Below are 22,737 nucleotides of genomic sequence, written 5' to 3'. Positions count from 1 at the left end.
TATTAATAGCAATTATATAGCCTATGGTAAACAAGGGTGGTGATGTATCTATATTATTTTAGAACATGTGTTCGCAAATGTCAAGCTTTTTATGATGAGAGAAGAGAGAATTTTAAACAACAAATAAAATGGCTAGACTTTTCCTAAAAGGAAAGGTCCAGCCCAAATGAATTTAAAAGCTAAAATATTTTGTGTTGTTTTTCCTGAATTTCTCTGGCCAGCTGAAAAAATCGGTTTAGGCGAGTTTTAGCTTTCTGTAGATGCCGGCAGACAGTGGCTTTACCAATTCCCAGTTCTTCGCCAGTCTGCTCCATCGTGTAACCTTTGAAATAATATAGCTGCACACATTCTAACTGGCGTGGGGTGAGAGCGTTACGGAGCCCTATCTGAAGTAGCCGCTGATCTGCCTGGAGGTCTACTCGATTGGATGAATCGCCTTTGTCACCCTGAGTTAAAAAAACTCTTGCCTCTTCCAGGCTGATAAATTCTGTGCGCATAGTCACTCCTTCTTTTTTGCGTGGGAGAAATCAATGGTTAGGTCCGGGGCGGCAAAAATATCTCGGCTCATAGGGCTACTGACATAATAGGTTTTGTCGCTGAACAGGGGATAGAAAATATACTGGTCCTGCAAGTAAGACTCCAGCCCCCTGTATGAGAACAGTTGGAAATCCAAGGAGTGGAGAAGGGCATCGTACTCTTCGTTTTCAAAAAGAGTAGGACTGGAGGAACTTTCAAATGCCTTAAGGACCTGATAAGGGGTGGTGCCTCCGGCGCGAAGAGTATAGATGGCAGCCTGATACTCTCCAGTGGCGATACACTCCTGAAACTCAGCGTCAGGTAGCGGGTTGATATTAAACGCATTGCCCAGACGGTCGTTCCAGCACACCAAAAGACCATTGGCCAGAGAAATAGACTCTTCGTCGTCAGGACAAATCACTGTAATACTGGGTAACTGAGAGACATCCAGTTCCTTCAGTAGTTTAGGTAACACATCAGTCATCACAGCAGGATCTTCTGGGGGAAACATCTGCACGCCGTCCGCATAGTAGGATTCTCCGCCCCAGCGGACACAATCCGGCATAATCCCCATAGCTTCACCGCTTTTTTTGTCTTTACGCCGGTCCAGCAGCTCCTGACGATTCAGGGTTTTAAAGAACACTTCCCGGGCCTCGTGATGCTTCACTACATCGGCCTTGGAATTGAACAGAAGTCCGGTCACGGCGTCATCCAAAACCTGAATATCACAGCCCTGGGCGGCGGCCTCTTGGGCGGCATTTTCGGTTAATATGGTAATGTCCGTATTTCCGCTGACAAGGGCCGACACAGGATTTTGAACGAGTTCGTCCTCATAGTCAATCAAATAAGTGAGTTTAGCGGGGGAGACCTTCTTAGCCTCTCGGTAATGGGAAGAGGGTTCCAGCTCAATTTTCCGGCTGCCATAGTTAGTGTCCCAAGAGTAAATACTGGTAAAGGTAAATGGACCATTGGTAATAAGATATTCCGAGGAAAGTCCATAATGTCCGGCACATTCTTCAAAATAAACCCTGTTGCAGGGCATGTAGTGCGTACCGGCTGTTAGGGCAGGGAAGTCCGGGTAACTGCGTTCCAGCTGTACTACCAAGGTACGCTCGTCTTCGGCCCAAACTCCCAGATAAGATATATCGGCTTCCCCCTTGTATACGGCTCTAGCCCCTTGGATGATAAAAAGATCGTCTACAGAGGGTGTAGCTGTTTCAGGACGTAGGGCGCGCTGAATAGCAAAGAGGAAATCATCAGCAGTGACCGGCTGGCCATTGCTCCAGTAAGAATCATTATTTAGATGAAAGGTAAACTGTGTGAAGGTCTCGTTGACTTCCCAGCTTTTGGCAGCCCCAGGCACCACGTCGCCATCGGGATCAATTTTGCACAGCCCCTGGAAAATGGAGCCGATTACCAGATAAGAGGAGGAACGAGATGCGGTTTGAGGGTCCAAGGTATCCACATTTTGGGGAAGAAGATAGGTGAACTCCATGCCTTCTTGAAAGCTACCGCCGCAGCCTGGTAGAGCGGTTAGCAGACAGACGACACTGAATATGAACAAAAATACCCGTTTCATTGAGCCCTCCTTATTTGGAATTTAGCTTAACAATGCTATTTTCTATTATACACAGAGAGCACGCAGTTATAATTCTTCTTAAGAATTATAACTAAGCGAATCGCGTGTGGCATATTGCTCAATAATTAGGAGAAGTTTGAATATGTAAATAAAAGCGGCGCATGAATTGAAAGTTCATGCGCCGCCTCATTGATATAAGTATCAATGATAGGTCTACTGATACATTAGACATTTGCTTTCAGCCAGGCAATGTCCTCTTTCAGACAGGAAATACGGTCCTTACCGCCATAGTTAGCCTCACGTTCCACTACATAGATTACCCCGTCACGCTGGGCGTCCGCAGCGGCTTTTATGGCTTTCCAGTTTACAATACCGCTGCCAGTGGCTACGTTCAGCTTATCCCGCTCTTCCATCATCCGCAGGAACTCAGGGGGGAAGATAGGCTTGCCATTTTCGTCTAGCTCAAACTTCATCTTCGGAGGATCCTTCCGGGAGTTCGCCTTATCCGGACCAATGACCGCGCCGTTTTCCTTGATATGGATGGCAGCAATACGCCCAGCGTGCTGGTTAATATACTCCACCGGGTTAATGCCGGCAGCAGAGGCCCAGCCGCAGTCGATTTCAAAGGCCACAGTGTCCGGGTTGGTATTCTCCATTACCCAGTCAAAGAGGTACTTGTCCTGGTCCTTATTGAACTCCTGGGTATGATTATGATATCCAATGGTAATACCGTACTTTTTGGCTTCCTCCCCCCACTTGTTTAGCTCGGCAGCTACCTCTTTGGCTTCCTCCACGTCGGCAAAGGCGGTCATAGGGCAGGCTACATACTTTACGCCTAGCTGAGCTAAGTAGGGCAAATCCTCAGCCATTTTGTCAAAGCCCACGTGAGCGGAAACCGCTTTGACACCAGCCTCATCCAAAGCCTTTTTTACATCTTCTACAGGAATACCGTCATAGTCTCGGGCAAACTCCACACCGGCATAGCCCATCTCACCGGCAGCCTTGATTTTCTCCAGAGGAGAGAGGGGGCAGTCATGACCAAAAGAGTACAGCTGCAAATTAATATTTTCCATATTTGAATATGTTCCTTTCTCAGTAGGTGCGTATTATATAGTTCAAGGCCGCGCTGAAAACTTGGCAAGAGCCAAAAACGCGGCCTTGAGCGTAAGGCTATTAAGAATTGCTCTTTGAGGCTTGTCTTAGAACTTGATGGCCTGGCCAGTACGGCTGGACTGATAGATGGCGTCCAGAATCTTGGTGACCACAAAGGCCTGATCGGCAGTAACAAACAGCTCGCCTTCGCCGCGCAGAGCCTTTACCCAGATGTCATGCTCCTTGCTGATAGGTGCGGGGCCCTGGCTGAAACCGGGGATATAACCGGACACCTTTTCACCTACCCAGGTGATGCTGGGCTGACCAGCAACCACATGGTTCAGACGCACACGACCCTCCATGGTGTCCAGGCCGCCCTTGGTGCCACACAACAGAGTGTGGGCCTGGTTGTCACAGCCAGCCTTTTCGGCCATGTTCAGGGCCCAAGAAGCCCGCAGATTGATAACAGCGCCGTTCTTCATCTTAATCTGGCCCACGGCAGAGTCCTCTACGTCATAGGTTTCGTTGTTCCAGCTGTCAAATTCACCCCGCCAGTTAACCTGGCCCTGCTCCTTGGGCCCAAGCAGACGGCCCAGCTTCTCGAAAGAAGTGCCGACTACATAGTCTACATCATAGTTCTGCATCAGGAACAAGGTATTGTCCAGAGCATGGGTGCCAATGTCGATTAGCGGACCGCCGCCCTGCTTGGACTTGTCAGTAAACACGCCCCAGGTAGGCACACCACGGCGGCGCAGGTAGGTGGCCTCGGCGTAGTAGATGTCCCCCAGCCAGCCATCGGCCACAACGGCCCGGGCCACGGCGTTCTCATGGAAGTGACGATACTGGTAACCAATAGTCAGCATCTTGCCGGTGCGGTCCCGGGCGTCCAGCATCTTCTGGGCATCCTCGGGGGTAGCGGCCATGGGCTTTTCGCACAAAACATGCTTGCCAGCCTCCAAAGCGGCCACAGTGATCTCACAGTGGGCAATGTTGGGGGTCAGTACATGCACAGCATCAATAGACTTGTCCGCCAGCAGCTCATGGTAATCAGTATAGACCTTGGCGTCAGGGGTACCGTACTCTTTAGCGGCCTTCTCGGCGCGCTCGGGGATAAGATCGCAGAAAGCGACTAAATCGACATACTCAGTCTGCTGAGCCATGCCAGGCAGATGCTTCTGGTTGGCGATGCCGCCGCAGCCGATAAAGCCAATTTTTAGTTTTGCCATGGGAATCATCCTCCAAATTCATATATGCTATATGCGAAAACGCATATGGATTACAATTTCTATTGTATATCACCAGCCCTAAAAAGTAAAGGAAATTATTGCATTTTTCTATAACAATTTTGAAAAGGGTACAAGGAGTCTCCCCACCTATTTTACAGATGGAATAAAACAAGTCCACGTTAAATCTCATGAAATACAAGAAGCCATGTTCCAAAAGAGGAACACGGCTTCAGTAGTCGATTCTTTAGTACTGACGGCCCCAGTATAGCATATGCTTAGCGGGCTTTCCGCAGCAGACACATACGTCGGAAACAGGTTCCTCCTCAAAAGGAATACACCGGCTCTTTACGCCGCCGGTCTCGTCTTTCAGCTGGTCCTCGCAGGCACTGTCGCCGCACCACATGGCCTTGATGAAGCCTGGCCTATTTTTTGCAAGATCCAAAAATTCTTCGTGGGTGGTGGCCACGTGAGTCTTTTGTGCCAGGTTTTCCTGGGCCTTTTGATACATAGCCTGGTGTAGTTCTTCCAAGCTATGGGTAATAGTCTCTTCCAACTGATCCAGTGAGACAAAAGTCTTTGCTCGATTGTCCCGGCGCACCAGCACACACTGGCTATTTTCGATGTCTTTGGGACCAATTTCTAGACGCAGAGGTACGCCCTGCATCTCATACTGCGAAAATTTCCACCCGGGAGAGTTATCGCTGTCATCTAGTTTTACCCGGAATTTTTCCGAGAGGCGCTCACAAAGCTCTCGAGCCTTTTCTAGTACTCCTGGCTTGTGCATGGCAATGGGCAGAATAACCACCTGTACAGGAGCCACCTTGGGGGGCAATACCAGGCCGCTGTCATCTCCGTGAACCATAATCACCGCACCGATGAGCCGGGTGCTCATGCCCCAGGAGGTCTGGAAGGGGGCGCTCAGCTGATTGTCCCGACCGGTGAAAGCAATCCCAAAAGCTTTAGCAAAGCCATCGCCAAAGTAATGGGTGGTGCCGCCCTGAAGGGCCACGCCATTGTGCATCATGGGTTCCAGGGTATAGGTGGCCTCGGCCCCGGCGAACTTCTCCTTTTCCGTCTTTTTGCCCACTACAGGGGGTATAGCCAGCACGTCCCGATAAACCTCTTCGTATACCCGTAGCATTTTTAGGGCGAATTCCTGGGCCTCCTCGGGGGTTTCGTGCATGGTATGACCCTCTTGCCACAAAAACTCCATACCTCGCAGGAATGGCCGTGTAGTCTTTTCCCAGCGTACTACCGAACACCACTGGTTATACAGCTTGGGCAAGTCTCGATAAGAGTGGATCACCTTCTGGTAATGCTCACAAAACAACACTTCGCTGGTAGGGCGGATGTACAGCTTTTCGCTTAGGTCTTCACCGCCCCCCTGGGTTACCACGGCGCACTCGGGGGCGAAGCCGTCAATGTGGTCCTTTTCCTTTTGCAGCAGGCTCTCGGGAATAAGCATGGGCATACAGACATTCCGCACACCCAGCTTTTTAAAGCGGACGTCCATCTCATGCTGGATGTTCTCCCAAATGGCATAGCCGTAAGGCTCGTACACAATGCAGCCCTTTACGCTGGAGTAGTCGGCCAGCTCGGCCTTTTTTACTACATCGGTATACCACTGGGTAAAGTCCTCATCCATAGAGGTGATGGCCTCTACCATCTTTTTTTGTTGTGCCATATCCATCGTCCTTTCCGATTGCGTATTCCTACTCATTATAACGGGAACGGTAGGGATTTGCAAGGAATTTGCGCAAAAAACCGGGTGCAATTTTATGAGCAGGCCAGACCGATGCAAAAGAAAAAGCCCCAGTCAAAGGGGCTCTTTTTGTCACTAGGGAAATCCCATCTCATTACTGTCCGGGTCCTGGAAGGTTAGCTCCTGAACGCCCCAGACAGCGGTTTTGGACGGGTCGATTTCAAGGCCCTTGGCCTTAAGCGCCTCATAAGTGTTCTGTACATTGTCAGAGTTTAGAACAATGGTGACAAAGGCCGCCGCTGGTTTAGAAAGATGAAAAAAGCCCGGGCAAAAGGTCTGCCGCGGGCCGAAAGCGGGGCTTAGTCCTGAGAATGGCTCTCGATGTACTCTACCAGCGCGCCCACGGTCTTGATATTTTCTACCTCTTCGTCGGGAATCTCCACCTCAAAATCGTCCTCAATGGTCATCAGCAGGTCCACGACATCCAAGGAGTCGGCCCCCAGGTCGTCCTCCAAAAGAGTATCAGGAGAGATCTCACTTTCTTCTACACTGAACTGCTCACTGAGTATTGTTTTAATTTTTTCCAGAACCATCTTTGCTGCCTCCTAATTTTAGATATTTCATATTTGTGGGAGTCCAGTCCAACGGGACGGATTCCCTAACAGCTTGAGCCGCTGTGAGTGATGATGGACAAACCTGCACGCCTGTGCTATAATAGTCCCATACCGGAGCTTACGGTGAGTACATCTATCCCTTTCATTTTATTTACTGCGTGGCCCTTTGTCAACTATGAAATGAAAAAAAATCCATATTTGGGCCTTTTTCCCGGCTATGGTCCACAAAATCCAGAAAGGAAGAGGGAAAATCTCCATGATCACACAAAAGATGGCCGCCGGCAAGGCGGCTGTCCGAGCAGGGGTGATTGGCCACCCCATTGGGCATACCATGTCGCCTTTTATTCAGAAACGCCTATTTGAGCTATCCAACATTCCAATGGAGTATCAGGTGCTGGATGTGCCAGATTTGAAAGCGGCGTTACCAAAACTGCGGGAACTGGATTGCTTTAACGTTACCATCCCCCATAAGACAGCTATCATACCTTACCTTGAGGATATGTGCGAGAGCGCGAAGCTATGCGGCTCGGTGAACACCGTAAAGGTGGTGGACGGCAGGCTTTACGGCTATACCACCGATGGCGCCGGCGCGGCGGTATCTCTGGCTATCCACGGTCTGGATTTCCGCCGGAAAGTGCTGATTCTGGGTAGCGGCGGTGCGGCCAAGGCCGTAGCTTTTCAGGCGGCGATCCAGCATAAGGATTTTGACATCACCCTGGTCCACCGGGAGGGTTCCTACGAAAAGGCGATGGATTTGGCCAATAAGCTGGCGGAGTTTGCCCGGGGCCGGGGGGACCAGCGCTTCTTGGTCACGGTAGAAAGCTACCGGGAGCTGGAGGAGGAGCCCCCCTGCCGCTATGGCCTGCTGGTAAACGCCACCAGCGTGGGCATGTATCCCCACTGGGAGGCCTGCCCTGTGAGCGAGCGGGTGGTGGCCCGGTGTAGCGCGGTGTTCGATGTGGTCTATAACCCCACTGAGACGGCGCTGCTAAAAAAAGCCCGCGGGTTGGGTGCGAAAACCGTGCCCGGCATGGGAATGTTGGTATGCCAGGCGGCGTATTCCCACAAGATATGGTATGACACAGAGTTCCGCAATGAGGATCTTTTGCGGCTGATCCAGGACGCTCAGAAAGAGATGGAGCGGCTGTTTGGAGGCCGGTCATGAGTGGAAATATCATCCTCTGCGGCTTTATGGGCTGCGGAAAGACCAGTGTGGGCCGGTGGCTGGCAAAACTAATGGAACGGGAATTTTGCGATTTGGACCAGTACATTGAGGCCCGGGAGGGCATGACAGTCTCGGAGATTTTTGCAAAATATGGTGAAGATGGTTTTCGTTGGCGGGAGACCCAGGCTGTGCGAGAAATCGCAGAAAAAAAGCAGCAGATTATTGCCAGTGGCGGGGGTACGGTACTGGCCGAAAAGAATGTGGAGGCCTTTCACGAAAAAGGCGGAGTCATTATTTTTTTGGATGCTCCCCTAGCTGCGCTCCAGGAACGTCTAAAGCGGGACAAGCGACGTCCACTGCTGCAAGTGCCGGACCGGCGGCAGGTGATTGCTATGCTTCATGAAAAGCGTTGTCCTTTATACCAAACAGCTGCGGACCTAACGGTAGACGCAGGTGCTCCGCCTCTAACAGTGGCCCGGCGGGTGGAAACAGCCTATGCGCACTGGGTCCAGACCAGTGATGGTGAATGAAAAAGCACTTGACAAGACAGTACATTTGAGATAAAATGAAATTCAAAGATAAAGATATTGCATAGAAAGGACATCTCTGTCTATGGCTATTTACCGTGCAAAACGATTTTATTATTATTTTAGCTTGCGATTTACCGCGCGAGTTTTTTGTGCGTACAATGGAATAGACGGCGGCGTTTCCTCTTGAACCATGTTGCTACGACCTGTCTGTAGTAGACAAGAAGATAGAGATTTATATTTGCGGAGCCGTGGCGCTCCGCTTTTTTGTGTTCAGAGTTGTCAAAACGTTGAACAACACCGTTTCCGATCTTGCAAAAATTTTTGTTAGGAGAATGAATATGATTATTGTACTCAAGCCCAACCAACTTCAAGAAAAAGTGGATGACTTTATGAAAAAGCTGACCAGCCGTTACGATGTGACCGTTAATACCTGGGTAGGCGCGCACAGCACGGTACTAGGGCTTATTGGAGATACTACCGTGATAGATGATGAATACATTGCCGCCCAAGATGTGGTGGAGGCCGTACGCCGGGTACAGGAGCCCTATAAAAAGGCCAATAGAAAATTTCATCCAGAGGATACTGCGGTTACATTGCCAGGGGGACAGCAGATTGGCGGGGGAGGCCTGACACTGATCGCTGGGCCTTGCTCGGTGGAGAGCGAAGCGCAGATCTGCGGCATAGCGGAAAGCGTCAAGGCCTCTGGAGCTGCTTTCCTGCGGGGAGGTGCTTTCAAGCCCCGCACTTCGCCCTATGCCTTTCAAGGTATGAAGGCCGAGGGCCTGGAGCTGCTTTCGGAAGCAAAGAAAAAGACGGGGCTGCCCATTGTCACCGAGATTATGAGTATTGAGCATCTGTCCCTGTTTGACGATGTGGATATTATTCAAGTAGGGGCCAGGAACATGCAAAATTTTGAACTGCTCAAGCAGTTAGGAAGAATAGATAAGCCCATCCTGCTAAAGCGGGGCCTTGCTAATACTATTGAGGAACTATTAATGAGTGCAGAATATATCATGGCTGGGGGAAACGAACAGGTTATTCTTTGCGAACGGGGCATTCGTACCTATGAGACTATGACCCGGAATACCCTGGATATTTCCGCCGTTCCGGTAATTAAGCGTCTTTCTCATCTGCCTGTTGTAGTGGACCCCAGCCATGCCAGCGGCGTTAACTGGTTGATCGAGCCTTTGGCCATTTCAGCTGCCGCCATTGGGGCCGATGGATTAATTATTGAGGTCCACAATGACCCTAGCCACGCCCTTTGCGATGGAGCACAGTCTATTACTCCAGCTCAGTTTGACAGCCTGGCTAAAAAGGTAGGCCGGGTATGGAATGCGGTACATGCCCTATGAAAGTTGTCGTTGTAGGGCTGGGGCTAATTGGCGGATCTATTGCTAAGTCATTGAAGCAGAACACGGGGCATTGCGTACTGGGCATGGATACCCATGAGGAGTCATTGCTGGATGCCTGCTCCTGTGGCGCCATCGACGGCAAGGCAGGAATGGAGGACTTGAAAACTGCGGATGTGGTATACCTGTGCGTATACCCGCGGGCCGTTTTGGAGTTTGCAGAGGTATACGGCCCTTTGCTGAAGGAGGGCTGTGTGCTTACAGATACCTGTGGAGTAAAGACAGTGGTCTGTCAGGGCATAGCACGGCTGGCCAGAGGAATCCGGTACACTTTTGTGGCAGGACATCCCATGGCAGGAAAAGAGCGAAGTGGGTTTGCGTTCAGTGATCCCAGTATTTTTGTGGGAGCCTCCTATATATTGGTGGAGACAGGCGCACCGGATTGGGCTGTAGAGCGAGTGGAAACTCTGGCGGCTACTATGGGCTTTGGCCATATAGAGCATACCACTGCCCAGCGGCATGACCAAATGATCGCATTTACCTCCCAGGTACCCCATGCCCTGGCCTGTGGTTATGTAATGAGCCCCCAATGTCCAGGGCATAAAGGGTTTTCCGCAGGCAGCTATCGGGATGTTTCCCGGGTGGCGAATATCAACGATGTTCTATGGAGCCGGCTGTTTTTAGACAATCAGGAGGCACTAGTGGAGGAACTGGATCTACTAAGGGATAATTTAACAAGGATTCGGGATGCGGTAGCAGATGGCGACGAAAAACAACTGCAACGGTTACTGCGCAAAGCGGCAGAGGTAAAACAGCAGTTCGGATAAGCGAGAGGCTAAAGAGGGGAAATCCCCGGGCTAAAGCTGAAACACTCTTCGCCGCAATCTCACGCTAAAAGGCATGAATACAGAAGGAGTTCAACATGAAAATAGAGGTAAAAACCCAAAGGCCCTACATTGTGACAGTAGAGAACGAGTCCTTGGACCAAGTGGGCACCATTGCAGCTCAACTGAAAAAAGTTGGTACAAAGGCCATGCTAATCACAGAAACCAACGTAATGCCTCTGTATGGGCAGAGGGTTCTTGCTTCCCTAGAGTCTGCTGGTTTTGAGACAAGCCGCTTTGTTTTTCCAGCCGGAGAGGAAAACAAAAAAATGGAGACCATTATGAGCATGTATATGGCGTTGGCTCAGTCTGGCTTTACCCGCACAGACCTTATTGTTACTTTGGGGGGCGGTGTTACTGGCGATATGGGCGGCTTTGCGGCGGCCACTTTTTTGCGAGGGATGGACTTCATCCAGGTGCCTACCAGCCTGGTGGCCCAGGCCGACGCCAGTATAGGGGGAAAGACTGGTGTCGATCTGCCTTTTGGAAAAAATTTGGTGGGTGCTTTCCACCAACCGATTGCGGTGATCAGCGACCCCACGGCCCTTTCTACATTACCAAACCATTTCTTTAACGATGGCTTAGGCGAGGTCATTAAGCATGGATGCATTGCTGATCCCGAGTTGTTCGCGTCCTTGGAGCAGGGGGCGGCTCTGGACAATATGGAGCAAGTGGTGGCACGGTCTGTGTCGATTAAGCGAGATTTTGTAGAGGCCGACACCCGAGATACCGGACGGAGAATGATTCTTAACTTTGGACACACCTGCGGTCACGCGCTAGAGAAGCTCCATCAATTCCGGGAGCTTTCACACGGCGAGGCGGTGGGCATCGGTATGGTACTGGCTTGTCAAGCCGGAGAAAGGCTAGGGATAACTCGATCCGGTACCGGAAAAAGAATTGCTCAGGTTCTTGAGCGGTATGGTTTGCCCACCAGCACTCAGTTCCGTACCGATGAGATAGTGGAGTCCACGGCCCTAGACAAGAAGAGTGACGGCGACACGCTGCGGTTTATCTTTATTAAAGAGATCGGTGAGAGTGTAATTTCTCCCATTACTCGGGAAGAACTACGAAGGGCTTTAAAATAGAAATTCTAATCAAGCGGTATGGCATTTTGGATGCTGTGCCGCTAATTTTTTAATACGGCTCCGCTTTACTGGCCGGCAGACGGGGCAATTATTTAGACAAGGGAATGTTGTCCATACAGAGTGAGTCCGCTTTAAAAAGTTTTCACTGGATGCTTGACAACCAATATACTATGTGGTACGATGTACTATAAGGAGGTGATACGCTATGAGTTTGGACGATTGGAAGGTACAAATTCGCAGGGGAACGCTTGAACTCTGTATTCTGCTGATGATTCGCCAGGCCCCCTGTTATGGCTACCAGTTGATCAGCGCCCTAGAGACCCGGCCTAGTCTGGCGGTGAAGGAGAGTACGATCTACCCGCTGCTCCGGCGGTTGATGAAGGAAGGATTTCTTACTTCTTTTTGGCAGGAGACCACAGAGGGTCTGCCGCCTCGAAAGTATTACAGTATTACAGATCAGGGCCGGGAATATCTGGCCGCCATGTGTGTGGAATGGAAGCAACTGACGGATGCGATTATAGAAATTAAAGGAGCGATGCAAGATGAGTAAGCCATTGAATCAGTATCTTGAGGAAGTTGAGAAATATTTAAGGCCGCTGCCCGTAGCGGAACGCATTGATATTGCAGCGGAGATAAAAAGCGAAATGGTGGAGCTGCAAGAGGCTGGGCATGGAGATCAGGAAATCTTGACGCGGCTGGGCAGCGCAAAGGACCTGGCTAAGGCCTATTTAGGAGAGGCTATTACCAAAGGCAAGGGATTTAGCCTTAGCCGACTGGGGGCATTAGCTGTCTTTTATAGTCTGGCTGGGGCCGCCTGGGTAATTGTGCTGCCAGTGACCGGTATTATTGGAGTCAGCTTTATGGCTTGCGGTGTGCTGGCCCCTTTAGCAGGGCTGGTAAAGTTTCTGTCCAGTCTGATAGGGATAGAACTGCCCTGGATAGTTGTTCAGTTTGGCAGCTATATTCCAGGTCCAGCAGCAACACTGCTGTATTCTGTTTTTATGGGGGGCCTTCTCTTTTTACTGGGACGAAGCGCCTGGATGCTTACGCTGTGGATGGTCCGGAAGATCAGTGCTACCAAGAAGAAAATAGAAAGGTAGGAACAGAACATTTGAAGCGGATTCTTGTAATAGATGATGACTTGCACATTGGCAATCTGTTGGAAGAGCTCTTAATAAAGGCAGGGTATCGTGTGGATAGGGCGTACTCGGGTACAGAAGCTCTTTTACTATTGAACGAGACCATGCCGGATTTGATTTTGCTGGACCTCATACTGCCTGGTCTCTCTGGGGAAGAGTTACTGCCCCATATTGATGGCGTACCCGTGATCGTGGTAAGTGCTAAGGTGGGAATAGATGACAAAGTTGGGCTGCTCATGGGCGGCGCGGCGGACTATATTACCAAGCCTTTTGACACCCAGGAGCTATTGGCCCGGGTGGCGGTGCAACTGCGGGGCGGTGCCCGACGGGAGAAGAACCGGTTAAGCTTTGGAGGTCTTACCTTGGATATAGACACCCACAGCGCCATTGCCGATGGGGAAGAAGTACGGCTGACTCCTACAGAATATGCTATCTTGCGGCAATTAATGCGTAACCCAGGCCAGGTGGTCACCAAAACATCCCTGCTAGAGCGTATTGCTTTAGACACGCCAGATTGTACAGAAAGTTCATTAAAGACTCATATTAGTAATCTCAGGAAGAAACTGCGTACTGTCTGCGGAAAAGAATATGTGGAAGCAGTATGGGGGATTGGTTTCAAGCTCAGCGTGGACGGATGAAAAGGAGCAAAGGATACAAGTTGAGAATGTTCATTTACAAAAAATCCTAACCAAATCTTTATCTTTTCCTTAACCGTTTTCTTGACTATTTGGGGATATAATGATCCCATCATATAAAAGGAGGTATCCCCATGGAATATGTACTGCAAACTAACGCGTTAGGAAAGAATTACCGAAAATTTGTGGCTTTAGATAATTTGACTATGTCGATACCCAAGGGTTCAATTTATGGAATTGTGGGAAAAAATGGAGCTGGCAAAACTACCTTACTCCGTCTGATCTGCGGCCTACAGACACCCACCTATGGTACCTATAGTCTATACGGTATCAATAATAGCCAGCTTGATATTGTAAAGGCTCGCCGCCGCATGGGCGCGGTGGTGGAGACTCCCTCCATCTACCTGGATATGACTGCCGAAAATAATCTCCGGCAGCAGTGCCGGGTGCTGGGACTGCCAGACTTTTCCTGTGTCCCCGAATTGCTGGAATTGGTAGGTCTGGAAAACACCAGAAAGAAAAAAGCCAAAAACTTTTCGCTTGGTATGCGCCAGCGTCTAGGCATTGCCGTGGCCCTGTGTGGAGACCCAGACTTTCTGGTGCTGGACGAGCCTGTCAATGGTCTGGATCCCCAGGGCATTGTGGAGATTCGTGAGCTCATCCTCAAGCTGAACCGGGAGAGGAACATCACCGTGCTGATTTCCAGCCATATTTTAGAAGAAATGCACAAGCTGGCCACCCACTATGGCTTTATTGACGGAGGCCGTATGCTTCGGCAGGTCAGTGCCGAAGAGCTGGATGCCACTTGCCGGAAATGCCTGCGGGCGGATGTTTCGGACCCCAAGGCCGTAGCCCTGGTGCTGGACGAAATGGAGCTGGAGTATAAGATCCTCAACGGTAACCAAGTGGACGTGTACGATGCGGTAAATATCAGCAAACTGGTGAAGGCCCTTTCGGCCCGGGGCTGCGAGGTGTTTTCGGTGCAGAACCATGATGAGAGCTTGGAAAGCTATTTCCTAGAGCTGGTGGGCACTGGAAAGGGGGAAAACCGCCGTGCGTAAGCTAATTTCTGCCGGGTTTTTCGCTCTATTTCGCAGCAAGCGCTTTTGGATAGGTGGTGCGGCAATGCTGGCTTTTTGTTGTTACAATATTTGGGAGCACATCAAGCTGGTAGAGCACTGGGAAGAAACTTCGGCAACTGAGACCGTTCTCTTCGACTTTCCTTCCATGATTATGATGCTTGTACCCGTGGTGGTGGCTCTGCATATTAATACGGATTACCAGGATGGGACTATTCGCAACAAAATTACAGTGGGGTGCAGCCGGGCCAGTATCTATGTGGCTAATTTGACGGTACTTTCAGTCACATCGCTACTCTACATGACACTATATGTAGTGCTCTCACTGCTTATCGGCATACCGCTGTTTGGCTGGCCCCAAAGTCCGCTGCTGGAGATTGTCAGCCATATCTTCACCTGCGTCTTGATAACGCTAAGTATCACGGCCCTGCACACCCTGCTGGCTACGGTAATCACTTCCCGCTCGGTGTCCATAGTGGTTATATTCGTGTCCGTAACTATGATGTTTGGCTCTTTGTTTATTGACATGGCTCTGGCCAATACGGAGACTATTCTGGACTATGATAAAATCACTTACATTACCACTGAGAACGGGGACATGAAAATGCAGTATTTTGACAAAGAGGGCAATCTCATCCCGGTCGATGCGTTGAAGGAAATTCCAAACCCCCATTATGTTCATGAGCCCTTGCGCAGCATTTATGCCATGGCACTGGACCTAAACCCCGGCGGCCAGAGTTTGCAGCTGATGGGCAGTACCGAACACCGTTCCCCAGATTGGGTGTTGATGGTTAACGCGGCGGCGGTCATACTAATTCTTTCCGGCGCGGGGTTATTGCTGTTTCAGCGTAAGGACTTGAAATAGGGGAGGGGAAGAGAATGAGAAAAATATTATCTGCTAATCTCTTTGCTATGTTCCACTCTAAGTATTTCTGGTTAGGAGCTTTTATAATGTCCACGACAGCTATTTATGCGGTATGCGATGGCTATAAGCGAATGGTTCAATATGAAGACTCTGTGACACTGGATGCTGGAGCCTACTACTTTTCTATCTTACTCTTTGTTCTACTGCCGGCCCTGGGCGGGGGATTTATCAACACGGATTACCATGACGGTACCATCCGCAACAAGCTGGTGGTGGGCCGCACCAGAGGCGCGGTCTATCTGGCGAATTTGGTCACGGTATTTACTGTCGGGATGTTCTATCAGTTGCTGTATCTCCTGGTGTATTCACTGGTAGGTTTCCCAGTTTTTGGCTGGTATCAGATGCCGGTAGAGATTGGTGAAAAGCTTTTTATGCTGACACTGGTGTTTCTGTCCATTTCAGCGGTGGCCACGCTATTCGCCACGCTGATTCCCCACCGGGTGGTACTGGTTCTCTGTGCATTCATTGCCTTTGGCATGATGTTTCTGGCACAGATTGTCAATGGAATGTTGTCCGAGCCGGAAACTGAACATGGAGGCTATACAACGGCTACTACGTTCCAGGACAATGGCCAACTGATCACGGAGTTTTTTGACAGGGAAGGAAATGTGATTCAGTTCGATGATCTCCCTACGGTTCCTAATCCCAGCTATGTGCGGGAGCCCATGCGGACGGCTTTACGGACGATAAACAACATCCATCCCGGGGGCCAGCTCATGGAGCTGATACAAAATGGTCACGATGAGCCTGATAGAAGCCGGGTGAAAACGCCCTACTGGCAGCTGGCAGCTTATGCCTTAGGGATGACTGCGCTTTCTACTGCGGCAGGATGGGTACTGTTCCGAAGAAAGGACTTGAAATAGCATAGGATGGACGATATAAAACGCGAGAACGCTTATCAGCAAATTGCTGCGGCAGCTTATAGTCTTTGCTGGGGGCAGCGCTTGTACTGAATGTATGTGGTCTTTACGATATGCTAAATCACCGCAGATCCAAGCAACGCACAGTTGGCCACAGATCTGATATTCGGGTCTCTTTATATTTTCTTCTGTATGACTTTCCCAGGTGGGTGCGCCTTTCATCATACCGAGAGGATTACGCACATAGCCCTACCTGGCTGCAAGCAGGTTACAAGGCGCTTAATATTCTTTGTTGCCGTAGGTCGGTACTGCTCCTGTTCCAGCGCAAGAACATCAAATAGGGAAGAGGGTGGGCTTTTTGCCGGGTGACCGCCAAATGATTGTGAGGAGTAGTTATGGTTTTCTTTCTCGGGGTGTTATGTGGGTTGTTGATGATTGTGATTTTGGGCTTGGCGATAAAAATTCACCTGATGCAAAGGTCGGCGGAGGAGATCGCCGTGGGTTTTGCGGAAAAGCTAAAAATCGATACCAATACGCTGATTGACATTTCCTCTCGAGACCGCTATATGATGGCCTTGGCTTCTCAAATTAATCAGGAATTGCGCCAACTGAACCGCCAGCGCACTCGCTATCAGCAGGGCGACCTGGAGCTAAAAGCCGCTGTTGCAAATATCTCTCATGATCTACGCACACCTCTAACAGCCATTTGTGGTTATCTGGATTTATTGGAGCAAGAAGAGAAAAGCACAGCAGTGGCCAACTACCTGAACATTATCAGAGGACGTACCGTACTGTTGCGCCAATTGACCGAAGAGTTGTTCCGTTACTGCGTGGTGCTCTCAAACCAAGGTAGTTTGGATGTGGAGCCAGTCAATATAGGCAGCGTGCTGGAATCTAGTTTAGCTTCTTTTTATGTGTCTCTGACTGAAAAGGGTATTACCCCAGAGATCGGTATGCCGAAGGAAAAAGTGGTACGTCGACTGAATAAGGGTGCGCTTTCTCGAGTGTTTTCCAACTTATTAAGTAATGCGGTTAAGTATAGCGACGGCGACTTGGAAGTAAGTCTTACCCAAGACGGTCGAGTAGAGTTTATCAATACTTGCCGGGCGCTGAGCGGCATAGAGGTCGAGAAGCTTTTTGACCGTTTTTATACTGTGGAAGCAGCCAGAAAGTCTACTGGCCTGGGTCTTTCTATTGCCCGTGCATTAGCTGAACGCATGGGCGGCAGTCTGACAGCCCACTATGTGGGCAACCGTTTAATTATGATAGTGGAGTTTCCGGAGGAGTTTTAAAACGAAAGCGCCTAGATCCCCCAAATATTGGATCTAGGCGCTTTATATTATAGTAATTTGTGTTGTCTGCTGTTCAACTTACACAGCAAGTGTACCCTCAGCGACCGCTGAGTGAGATATTCCATCCCTGGCTCCATGGTAGTATGAGGATGCGGGTAGACATCTCCAGAGGAAATCTTTTCATCAATGACGTACAGATAACCATCCTCAGCGCCGTTGTGGATAATACTTCCATCGTCCTCGATACAGAGAAGCGTAGGCCTGTGAGAAAAGGCTTCTGCCAGAGCCCGCAGCGGTGTGACAGTACTACCTTGCCGCAACTCTTCAAAAAGCAGATTAGAGCCGTGGTACCAGATTATATCTGGAAAAACTGTTGAGTCCATCTCTACTGATTCCTTGCATCCGTCAAGTAGTTCTTCATTAACTGAGCAACCTCGGCACGGGTAGCATATCCTTTGGGGTCCAGAATGCCGTTGCCCTTACCTTGCATATAGCCCTGCTCGGTAACCCAGCACATAGCCTCCCAGGCGTAGTTACTGATACGTCCGGCATCATAATAGGGGATACGGTTGCTCGCGGGCTTAGGACTGCCGGAGTGCCGCCAGAGCATGGTGGCCATCTGTTCGCGGGTAATTTTAACGTTGGGACGAAAAGTACCGTCACCATAACCAGTAACAATCCCCTCACGGCTAGCCCAGGTTATGGCCCGATAATACCATCGGGTGGGGGGAACATCCGTATAGGGCTGGTTCAGCTGCCCATAATTTTCCGGATTGGGGCAACCGTTGGCACGCCACAACACCGTGGCCAGTTCAGCCCGCTCGGCTTTTGCGTTGGGAACATATTTGGTGGCGCTCTGTCCGGTCATGATCACATTATCTAAACAGTAATGAATTGCGTCGTGATACCAGCCATAGGGATTCAGGTCTGTAAAGCGAATCAGGGGACAGTCTAGGTTACGGTCACAGGTCTGGTAGCCGGGAAGACCGATCTGCTCAAACACAGCATGAATTGTATGGTCCTCGGTGACCGAGCGGAATACATAGCTGTCTACCGGGCCGTAGCTCATTCCATCTACCACTAGGTCTACCAGTCGGAAGCCAGTGCGCGGGGTGGCGGTAAAGCTGCGGTCCTGGCCCTTTTCTACAGAAATGGAGCCTGTGGGGCTGATGGTTCCGCCCAAAGAGGAACTGGCTGTAATGGTGACTGGGGACTCTTTCCAAATGGCATAGAGAATGGTGTTTCCGGTAAAGGTGTGACTGCTCCCAGTAATCTGTTGTCCGCGGTCGCTGCCAATGGCCCAGCAGCTAAAGGACATACCGGAGGGCGGGGTAAAGGTACAGGCAGGCAGCGTATAAGCAGAGCCTGAGGGGGCAACCACAGGTGTCATCGTACCTGAACCGCCGTTGGAATTAAAGTTTACGCTAAAACCCCAGCGGGCATATAGAGTGTGGTCCTCGGCAATGGAGACCAAGCTATTACTGTCCACCAAAGTACCGCCGGTAAGGTCTGTGTACCAGCCCATAAAGGTGTAACCGCCCCGGTGGGCAGAAGGCAGGTTGTACCGGCTACCATAGGTCACCTCACGGGGAGCAGCCTCGCCGGAGGCACCGTTAAAATCAAAGCTGACTTTGTACTTAATGGCACTCCATAGGGCGTATAAGGTGCTGGGAGCAGGAGTACTCACATTGCCAGACGGATTGATTTTGGTTTTGTCGTCGTTTCGAGCAGTAGCCCAACCATTGAACTTATAGCCCGGGCGGGTGGGGACAGGGAGGGGGGGATACTTTCCGCCGGCAATGAGAGCAATTCGGTTGCTAACGCCAGAGGGGAGAGAACCGCCGTCCGTGTCCAGAATAGTGGGGTCGCCCTCTTGCCACTGGGCATAAAGGGTATGGTCCACCGTAGAGGTAACCTTTGTGCTGCGGGTGATCAGGGTGCCGCCGGAGGGATTGGTGTACCAGCCGATAAAGGCATAGCCGCTGCGCTGGGGGTCCTCGGGCAGACTGGGCGCATAGGTGGAGTCATAGGTCACCTTCCGGGGGGCGGGAGCCGTTGCGGCATAGCCCAGGTCAAAGGAAAGGTTGTACTGGTTGGCGGTCCAATGAGCAAAAATCTCTTTTACATTGGGGTCCGCGGTAGCGTCCTGCTTAATTTCCGTACCGCTGTTGGCGGTGGTAAACCACCCGGTAAAGGTGTAGCCGGTGCGGGTGGGCACAGGCAGCGCGGGGTATTTGCCGTCTGTAATGGAGATACTTGCACTGCCGGATAACGTACCGCCGTTGGAGTTTAGCTGAATGGTGCCCGTGGGCGGGGTGGGGGTAGGTGTACCAGGAGTGGGGGTAGGTGTGCCGGGGTCGGTACCGGTAGGCTCCCACTTGGCGTAAAGGACTTCGTCGCCGCTGGGTTTATCAGTATCCTTGAGAATAGTTTTAGTAGGATCGTTGCTTCTGTACCAGCCTACAAAATGGTAGCCGGGGCATTCTGAATCATAAATGCTAAATAACCCATTATTATTGTTAGCATCTTTATAAGCAGAGCCTGCCGGTACATTATAGATAGTTTGTTCAACACGAGTTTCATATGGGGTAGGGTAATTTAGGTTAAATAGAATGGTATAGCCTTTAGCTTCGGCAGTTTTATAATAAGCAGCAAAAAAGGTCTTGTCATTATCTTTTAGTTGGACATCACGTTTATTAACCCATATATCTTTTGGATCTGTCACACTGGTATCTGCTATACCAATATAAGTGTGGTCACTGGGAACAGTTACATTATATGTGCTAAATTTTGTGCCAACCGGAGCGGTTTCTTCTTGAATACGCTCATGATTATTACTATCACGCCAAATAATCTTGAAAGAAACCGTTTGCGTAGTGCCGGTGGGTTCCCAGTGGGCATACAGGGTTTGGTTACGTGGGTCTTTCTTTAGCGGGGTAGTCACATCGACCTTATCGCCGCCAGATGCTTGTGTGAACCAGCCCTTAAAAGTATGGCCAGTGCGCGTAGCAGCGGGAAGGCCTTCATAAGTGTCAAACGGAGGTTTACTATATTCAAACTCGGTATAGACATCACTGGTTACTTCATTCCTCGGGCAATTATAGTCTAACTTCACATAGATCACAAACTTGGAGTCAGTTTCTGCTTCCCAGATGGCGTATAATTTATCAGGAATACATTCGGTAAAAACATTATCGATTTTATCTCGATCATAGCCAGTTGTACTGTCACTTTTATTCCCCCACCCATTAAAAAAATAGCCGCTTCTTCTGGGTTTTTCTGCACGCCACAGTTCAGTGGGACCATTAAGGTAGTTGAAATTAGACGTTATTTCAGTATGCTGAGTAGTAGGGAATTTTCCTTCATTAGCATAATAAGTAATCGCATATTCCCAGTTGGCGTAGAGAGTAACATCGCCGGTTGGAGTATATGAATTGGGAACTTTTGTATAAGTATCTTTGTCACCTGTAGTGGTTTTGGTATACCAGCCTTCAAAAATATAGCCACCACGATCAGTGTCAGGCGTAGGGGCTGGCAAATTAATTGGCTGATTTTGTGCAATTTGCCGGGAGTATTTTTTTGTAGTAGATGAAACGTCTGAATTATTCACGGTATTCCAACCGGTTTCGGTTATCTTACCAAAGTCAACGTTCAACGTAACGGTAACATTAGAATCCGCAGCCCCTGCTGGCACGGCCACGCTTACCAGTATTATTAGACTCAGCACCAGGCTAAGTATCTTCTTAAACATGTGAAATTCACCCTCCATTTTTGTAGAATATTCCAACTCATTATAGCTTTCCCGCCTGGAAATGTCAAGCCGAACCAATAAAAATGGCATAGGTTTCCCCATGCCATTTTTTTCCTATTCCTTCCGGGCCGAAAGCAACCCGTCCACATACTGCCGCGCCGCCCGGGCCGAACGGGCGCTGCGCCCCAGGGCAAAGCGCTCGGCCCCGGCACACAGCTCTTCGTCCGTTAGGGCAAGGCCGGCTTCTTCTGCCAGCCGCCTCACAATGTTCAAGTAGGTGGCCTTATCTGGGCGCTGGAAGGTCACCCGCAGCCCAAAGCGCTCGGACAGCGAAACGACCTCCTGCATAGCGTCTCCCCGGTGGATGTCGTCTCCCTCCCGGTCTGAGAAACGCTCTTTCACTAGGTGCCGCCGGTTGCTGGTGGCATAGATCACGACATTTTTCGACTTGGCCGAGACCGACCCCTCCAGCATAGCCTTTAGGGCACTGAAATTATCGTCGTCCTTCTGAAAGGACAGGTCGTCGATAAACAGAATAAACTTTAGGGGATTTTCGTTCAGCTCCTTCAAAATGCCGGGAATCTCGTGCAGCTGTTCCTTGCGCATCTCAATGATACGCAGGCCTCGGTTCCAAAACTTGTTGGCCACAGCCTTTACCGTGGAAGATTTGCCCGTACCCGCATCGCCGGTTAGCAGTATATTGGCAGCAGGCTTTCCTGCCAGCAGAGCCAAGGTGTTGTCCACTATTACTTGCTTTTCTTTTTGGTAGTCAATAAGGTCGTCCAGCTGTACCGGGTCTGGGCTGCCCACAGGGGTGATATGGGCGCTGCCGTCGATAAAGAACATATGATACTTGGCATAAATGCCGTAGCCGTACTGGTTAATATTTGCTACTCGTTCCCGGTAGGCCTCTTGGAAATTAACAGAATGACTCTCAAACCCTGGCCAAAAAAGATTAGTGCAAAAGCCGGATATTTTTGTTTTCAAATCCGCGGGGGTTAGGCTAGCGGCAGCCGATAGGGCTTCCAAATCCGCCATAGCGCTTTGTTCTAAGATCTGTGATGGTGGTTTGCCTGATCCAAAATTTCGGATATAAATATTTTCATTATTATTGATTTGTTCTTGTACATAATGAGTTAAGTTAACCGAACCGGAATCATATAGTCTGGATACGAATTCTGTATATTTCACGATATTGTCTCCTACACTTTTTGCGGAAGTGCCAGGATCCATATAGTTCAAGGAGAAAGGGCCGCTTTCTAAAAATTCCAATAGCGCACCTATTACCGGGTCTTTTAGCAGATCGTGAAACAC

General features: G+C 50.0%; 21 protein-coding genes and 2 pseudogenes. 12 read left to right on the top strand and 11 right to left on the bottom strand.

What is annotated here, in order from left to right; translation table 11 throughout:
* Positions 1-179: 179 nt before the first annotated feature.
* From U8U68_RS08010 to acpP, 7 genes and pseudogenes are all read right to left on the bottom strand, one after another.
* Positions 180-497, bottom strand: coding sequence for a sigma factor-like helix-turn-helix DNA-binding protein (locus U8U68_RS08010; RefSeq protein WP_322200307.1), 318 nt, complete (start codon positions 495-497; stop codon positions 180-182).
* Between the two features lie 2 nt (positions 498-499).
* Positions 500-2,095 (bottom strand): peptide ABC transporter substrate-binding protein, encoded by a 1,596-nt coding sequence (locus tag U8U68_RS08005; RefSeq protein ID WP_322200306.1) that lies wholly within the window; start codon positions 2,093-2,095, stop codon positions 500-502.
* A gap of 224 nt (positions 2,096-2,319) precedes the next feature.
* Positions 2,320-3,168, bottom strand: a complete 849-nt coding sequence (locus U8U68_RS08000; RefSeq protein ID WP_322200305.1) for a sugar phosphate isomerase/epimerase family protein — start codon at positions 3,166-3,168, stop codon at positions 2,320-2,322.
* A gap of 126 nt (positions 3,169-3,294) precedes the next feature.
* Complete coding sequence (locus tag U8U68_RS07995) at positions 3,295-4,413, bottom strand: Gfo/Idh/MocA family protein (RefSeq protein WP_322200304.1); 1,119 nt, start codon at positions 4,411-4,413, stop codon at positions 3,295-3,297.
* Between the two features lie 244 nt (positions 4,414-4,657).
* Positions 4,658-6,097, bottom strand: coding sequence for a proline--tRNA ligase (gene proS / locus U8U68_RS07990; RefSeq protein ID WP_322200303.1), 1,440 nt, complete (start codon positions 6,095-6,097; stop codon positions 4,658-4,660).
* 153 nt (positions 6,098-6,250) lie between these two features.
* Positions 6,251-6,403: pseudogene (locus U8U68_RS22345) on the bottom strand (VOC family protein); the annotation flags it as partial.
* Positions 6,404-6,474: 71 nt separating this feature from the next.
* A complete protein-coding gene (gene acpP, locus U8U68_RS07985; RefSeq protein ID WP_322200302.1) occupies positions 6,475-6,708 on the bottom strand; it encodes an acyl carrier protein in 234 nt (77 codons plus the stop codon).
* A 277-nt stretch (positions 6,709-6,985) separates the two neighbouring features.
* Here acpP and aroE point away from each other — a divergent pair, with 277 nt between their 5' ends.
* The 12 genes from aroE to U8U68_RS07925 all read left to right on the top strand — a co-directional run bounded on the left by aroE (position 6,986) and on the right by U8U68_RS07925 (position 17,672).
* Positions 6,986-7,894, top strand: a complete 909-nt coding sequence (aroE, locus tag U8U68_RS07980) for a shikimate dehydrogenase (protein WP_322200301.1) — start codon at positions 6,986-6,988, stop codon at positions 7,892-7,894.
* Positions 7,891-8,424 carry a shikimate kinase gene (locus U8U68_RS07975; protein WP_322200300.1) on the top strand — a complete coding sequence of 178 codons (534 nt, stop codon included), beginning with the start codon at positions 7,891-7,893 and terminating at the stop codon, positions 8,422-8,424. Before aroE ends, U8U68_RS07975 begins: the two co-directional genes overlap by 4 nt.
* Positions 8,425-8,762: 338 nt before the next feature.
* Entirely contained in the window at positions 8,763-9,776 is a 1,014-nt protein-coding gene (gene aroF / locus U8U68_RS07970) for a 3-deoxy-7-phosphoheptulonate synthase (protein ID WP_322200299.1), read from the top strand.
* A complete protein-coding gene (locus U8U68_RS07965) occupies positions 9,752-10,600 on the top strand; it encodes a prephenate dehydrogenase (RefSeq protein WP_322200298.1) in 849 nt (282 codons plus the stop codon). The genes aroF and U8U68_RS07965 overlap by 25 nt, the downstream gene beginning before the upstream one ends.
* Positions 10,601-10,695: 95 nt before the next feature.
* Positions 10,696-11,742, top strand: a complete 1,047-nt coding sequence (gene aroB, locus U8U68_RS07960; RefSeq protein ID WP_322200297.1) for a 3-dehydroquinate synthase — start codon at positions 10,696-10,698, stop codon at positions 11,740-11,742.
* A 205-nt stretch (positions 11,743-11,947) separates the two neighbouring features.
* Complete coding sequence (locus U8U68_RS07955) at positions 11,948-12,292, top strand: PadR family transcriptional regulator (protein ID WP_322200296.1); 345 nt, start codon at positions 11,948-11,950, stop codon at positions 12,290-12,292.
* The gene (locus U8U68_RS07950; RefSeq protein ID WP_322200295.1) at positions 12,285-12,842 is read left to right on the top strand and encodes an HAAS signaling domain-containing protein; all 558 of its coding nucleotides are present in this window, start codon (positions 12,285-12,287) and stop codon (positions 12,840-12,842) included. The genes U8U68_RS07955 and U8U68_RS07950 overlap by 8 nt, the downstream gene beginning before the upstream one ends.
* 11 nt (positions 12,843-12,853) lie before the next feature.
* Positions 12,854-13,519, top strand: coding sequence for a response regulator transcription factor (locus U8U68_RS07945; protein ID WP_322200294.1), 666 nt, complete (start codon positions 12,854-12,856; stop codon positions 13,517-13,519).
* A gap of 131 nt (positions 13,520-13,650) precedes the next feature.
* Positions 13,651-14,577 carry an ATP-binding cassette domain-containing protein gene (locus U8U68_RS07940; RefSeq protein ID WP_322200293.1) on the top strand — a complete coding sequence of 309 codons (927 nt, stop codon included), beginning with the start codon at positions 13,651-13,653 and terminating at the stop codon, positions 14,575-14,577.
* Positions 14,570-15,460, top strand: a complete 891-nt coding sequence (locus U8U68_RS07935) for an ABC transporter permease (RefSeq protein WP_322200292.1) — start codon at positions 14,570-14,572, stop codon at positions 15,458-15,460. Before U8U68_RS07940 ends, U8U68_RS07935 begins: the two co-directional genes overlap by 8 nt.
* An 86-nt stretch (positions 15,461-15,546) precedes the next feature.
* The gene (locus tag U8U68_RS07930; protein WP_496196375.1) at positions 15,547-16,383 is read left to right on the top strand and encodes an ABC-2 transporter permease; all 837 of its coding nucleotides are present in this window, start codon (positions 15,547-15,549) and stop codon (positions 16,381-16,383) included.
* Between the two features lie 392 nt (positions 16,384-16,775).
* Positions 16,776-17,672, top strand: a complete 897-nt coding sequence (locus U8U68_RS07925) for a sensor histidine kinase (protein ID WP_322200290.1) — start codon at positions 16,776-16,778, stop codon at positions 17,670-17,672.
* A 47-nt stretch (positions 17,673-17,719) separates the two neighbouring features.
* Here U8U68_RS07925 and U8U68_RS07920 read toward each other — a convergent pair whose 3' ends face one another.
* From U8U68_RS07920 to U8U68_RS07910, 4 genes and pseudogenes are all read right to left on the bottom strand, one after another.
* Positions 17,720-18,055 carry a hypothetical protein gene (locus tag U8U68_RS07920; protein WP_322200289.1) on the bottom strand — a complete coding sequence of 112 codons (336 nt, stop codon included), beginning with the start codon at positions 18,053-18,055 and terminating at the stop codon, positions 17,720-17,722.
* Between the two features lie 2 nt (positions 18,056-18,057).
* The gene (locus tag U8U68_RS07915; RefSeq protein WP_322200288.1) at positions 18,058-20,397 is read right to left on the bottom strand and encodes an InlB B-repeat-containing protein; all 2,340 of its coding nucleotides are present in this window, start codon (positions 20,395-20,397) and stop codon (positions 18,058-18,060) included.
* A 171-nt stretch (positions 20,398-20,568) separates the two neighbouring features.
* Positions 20,569-21,423: pseudogene (locus tag U8U68_RS22340) on the bottom strand (InlB B-repeat-containing protein); the annotation flags it as partial.
* A gap of 114 nt (positions 21,424-21,537) precedes the next feature.
* Positions 21,538-22,461, bottom strand: coding sequence for an ATP-binding protein (locus U8U68_RS07910; protein ID WP_322200287.1), 924 nt, complete (start codon positions 22,459-22,461; stop codon positions 21,538-21,540).
* Between the last annotated feature and the right edge of the window lie 276 nt (positions 22,462-22,737).

The organism is Acutalibacter intestini (genome assembly GCF_034334985.1).
GTDB classification, from domain to species: domain Bacteria; phylum Bacillota; class Clostridia; order Oscillospirales; family Acutalibacteraceae; genus Acutalibacter; species Acutalibacter intestini.
The sequence above is the reverse complement of the archived record's forward strand: the minus strand, read 5'-3'. Positions and strand labels throughout refer to the sequence as shown.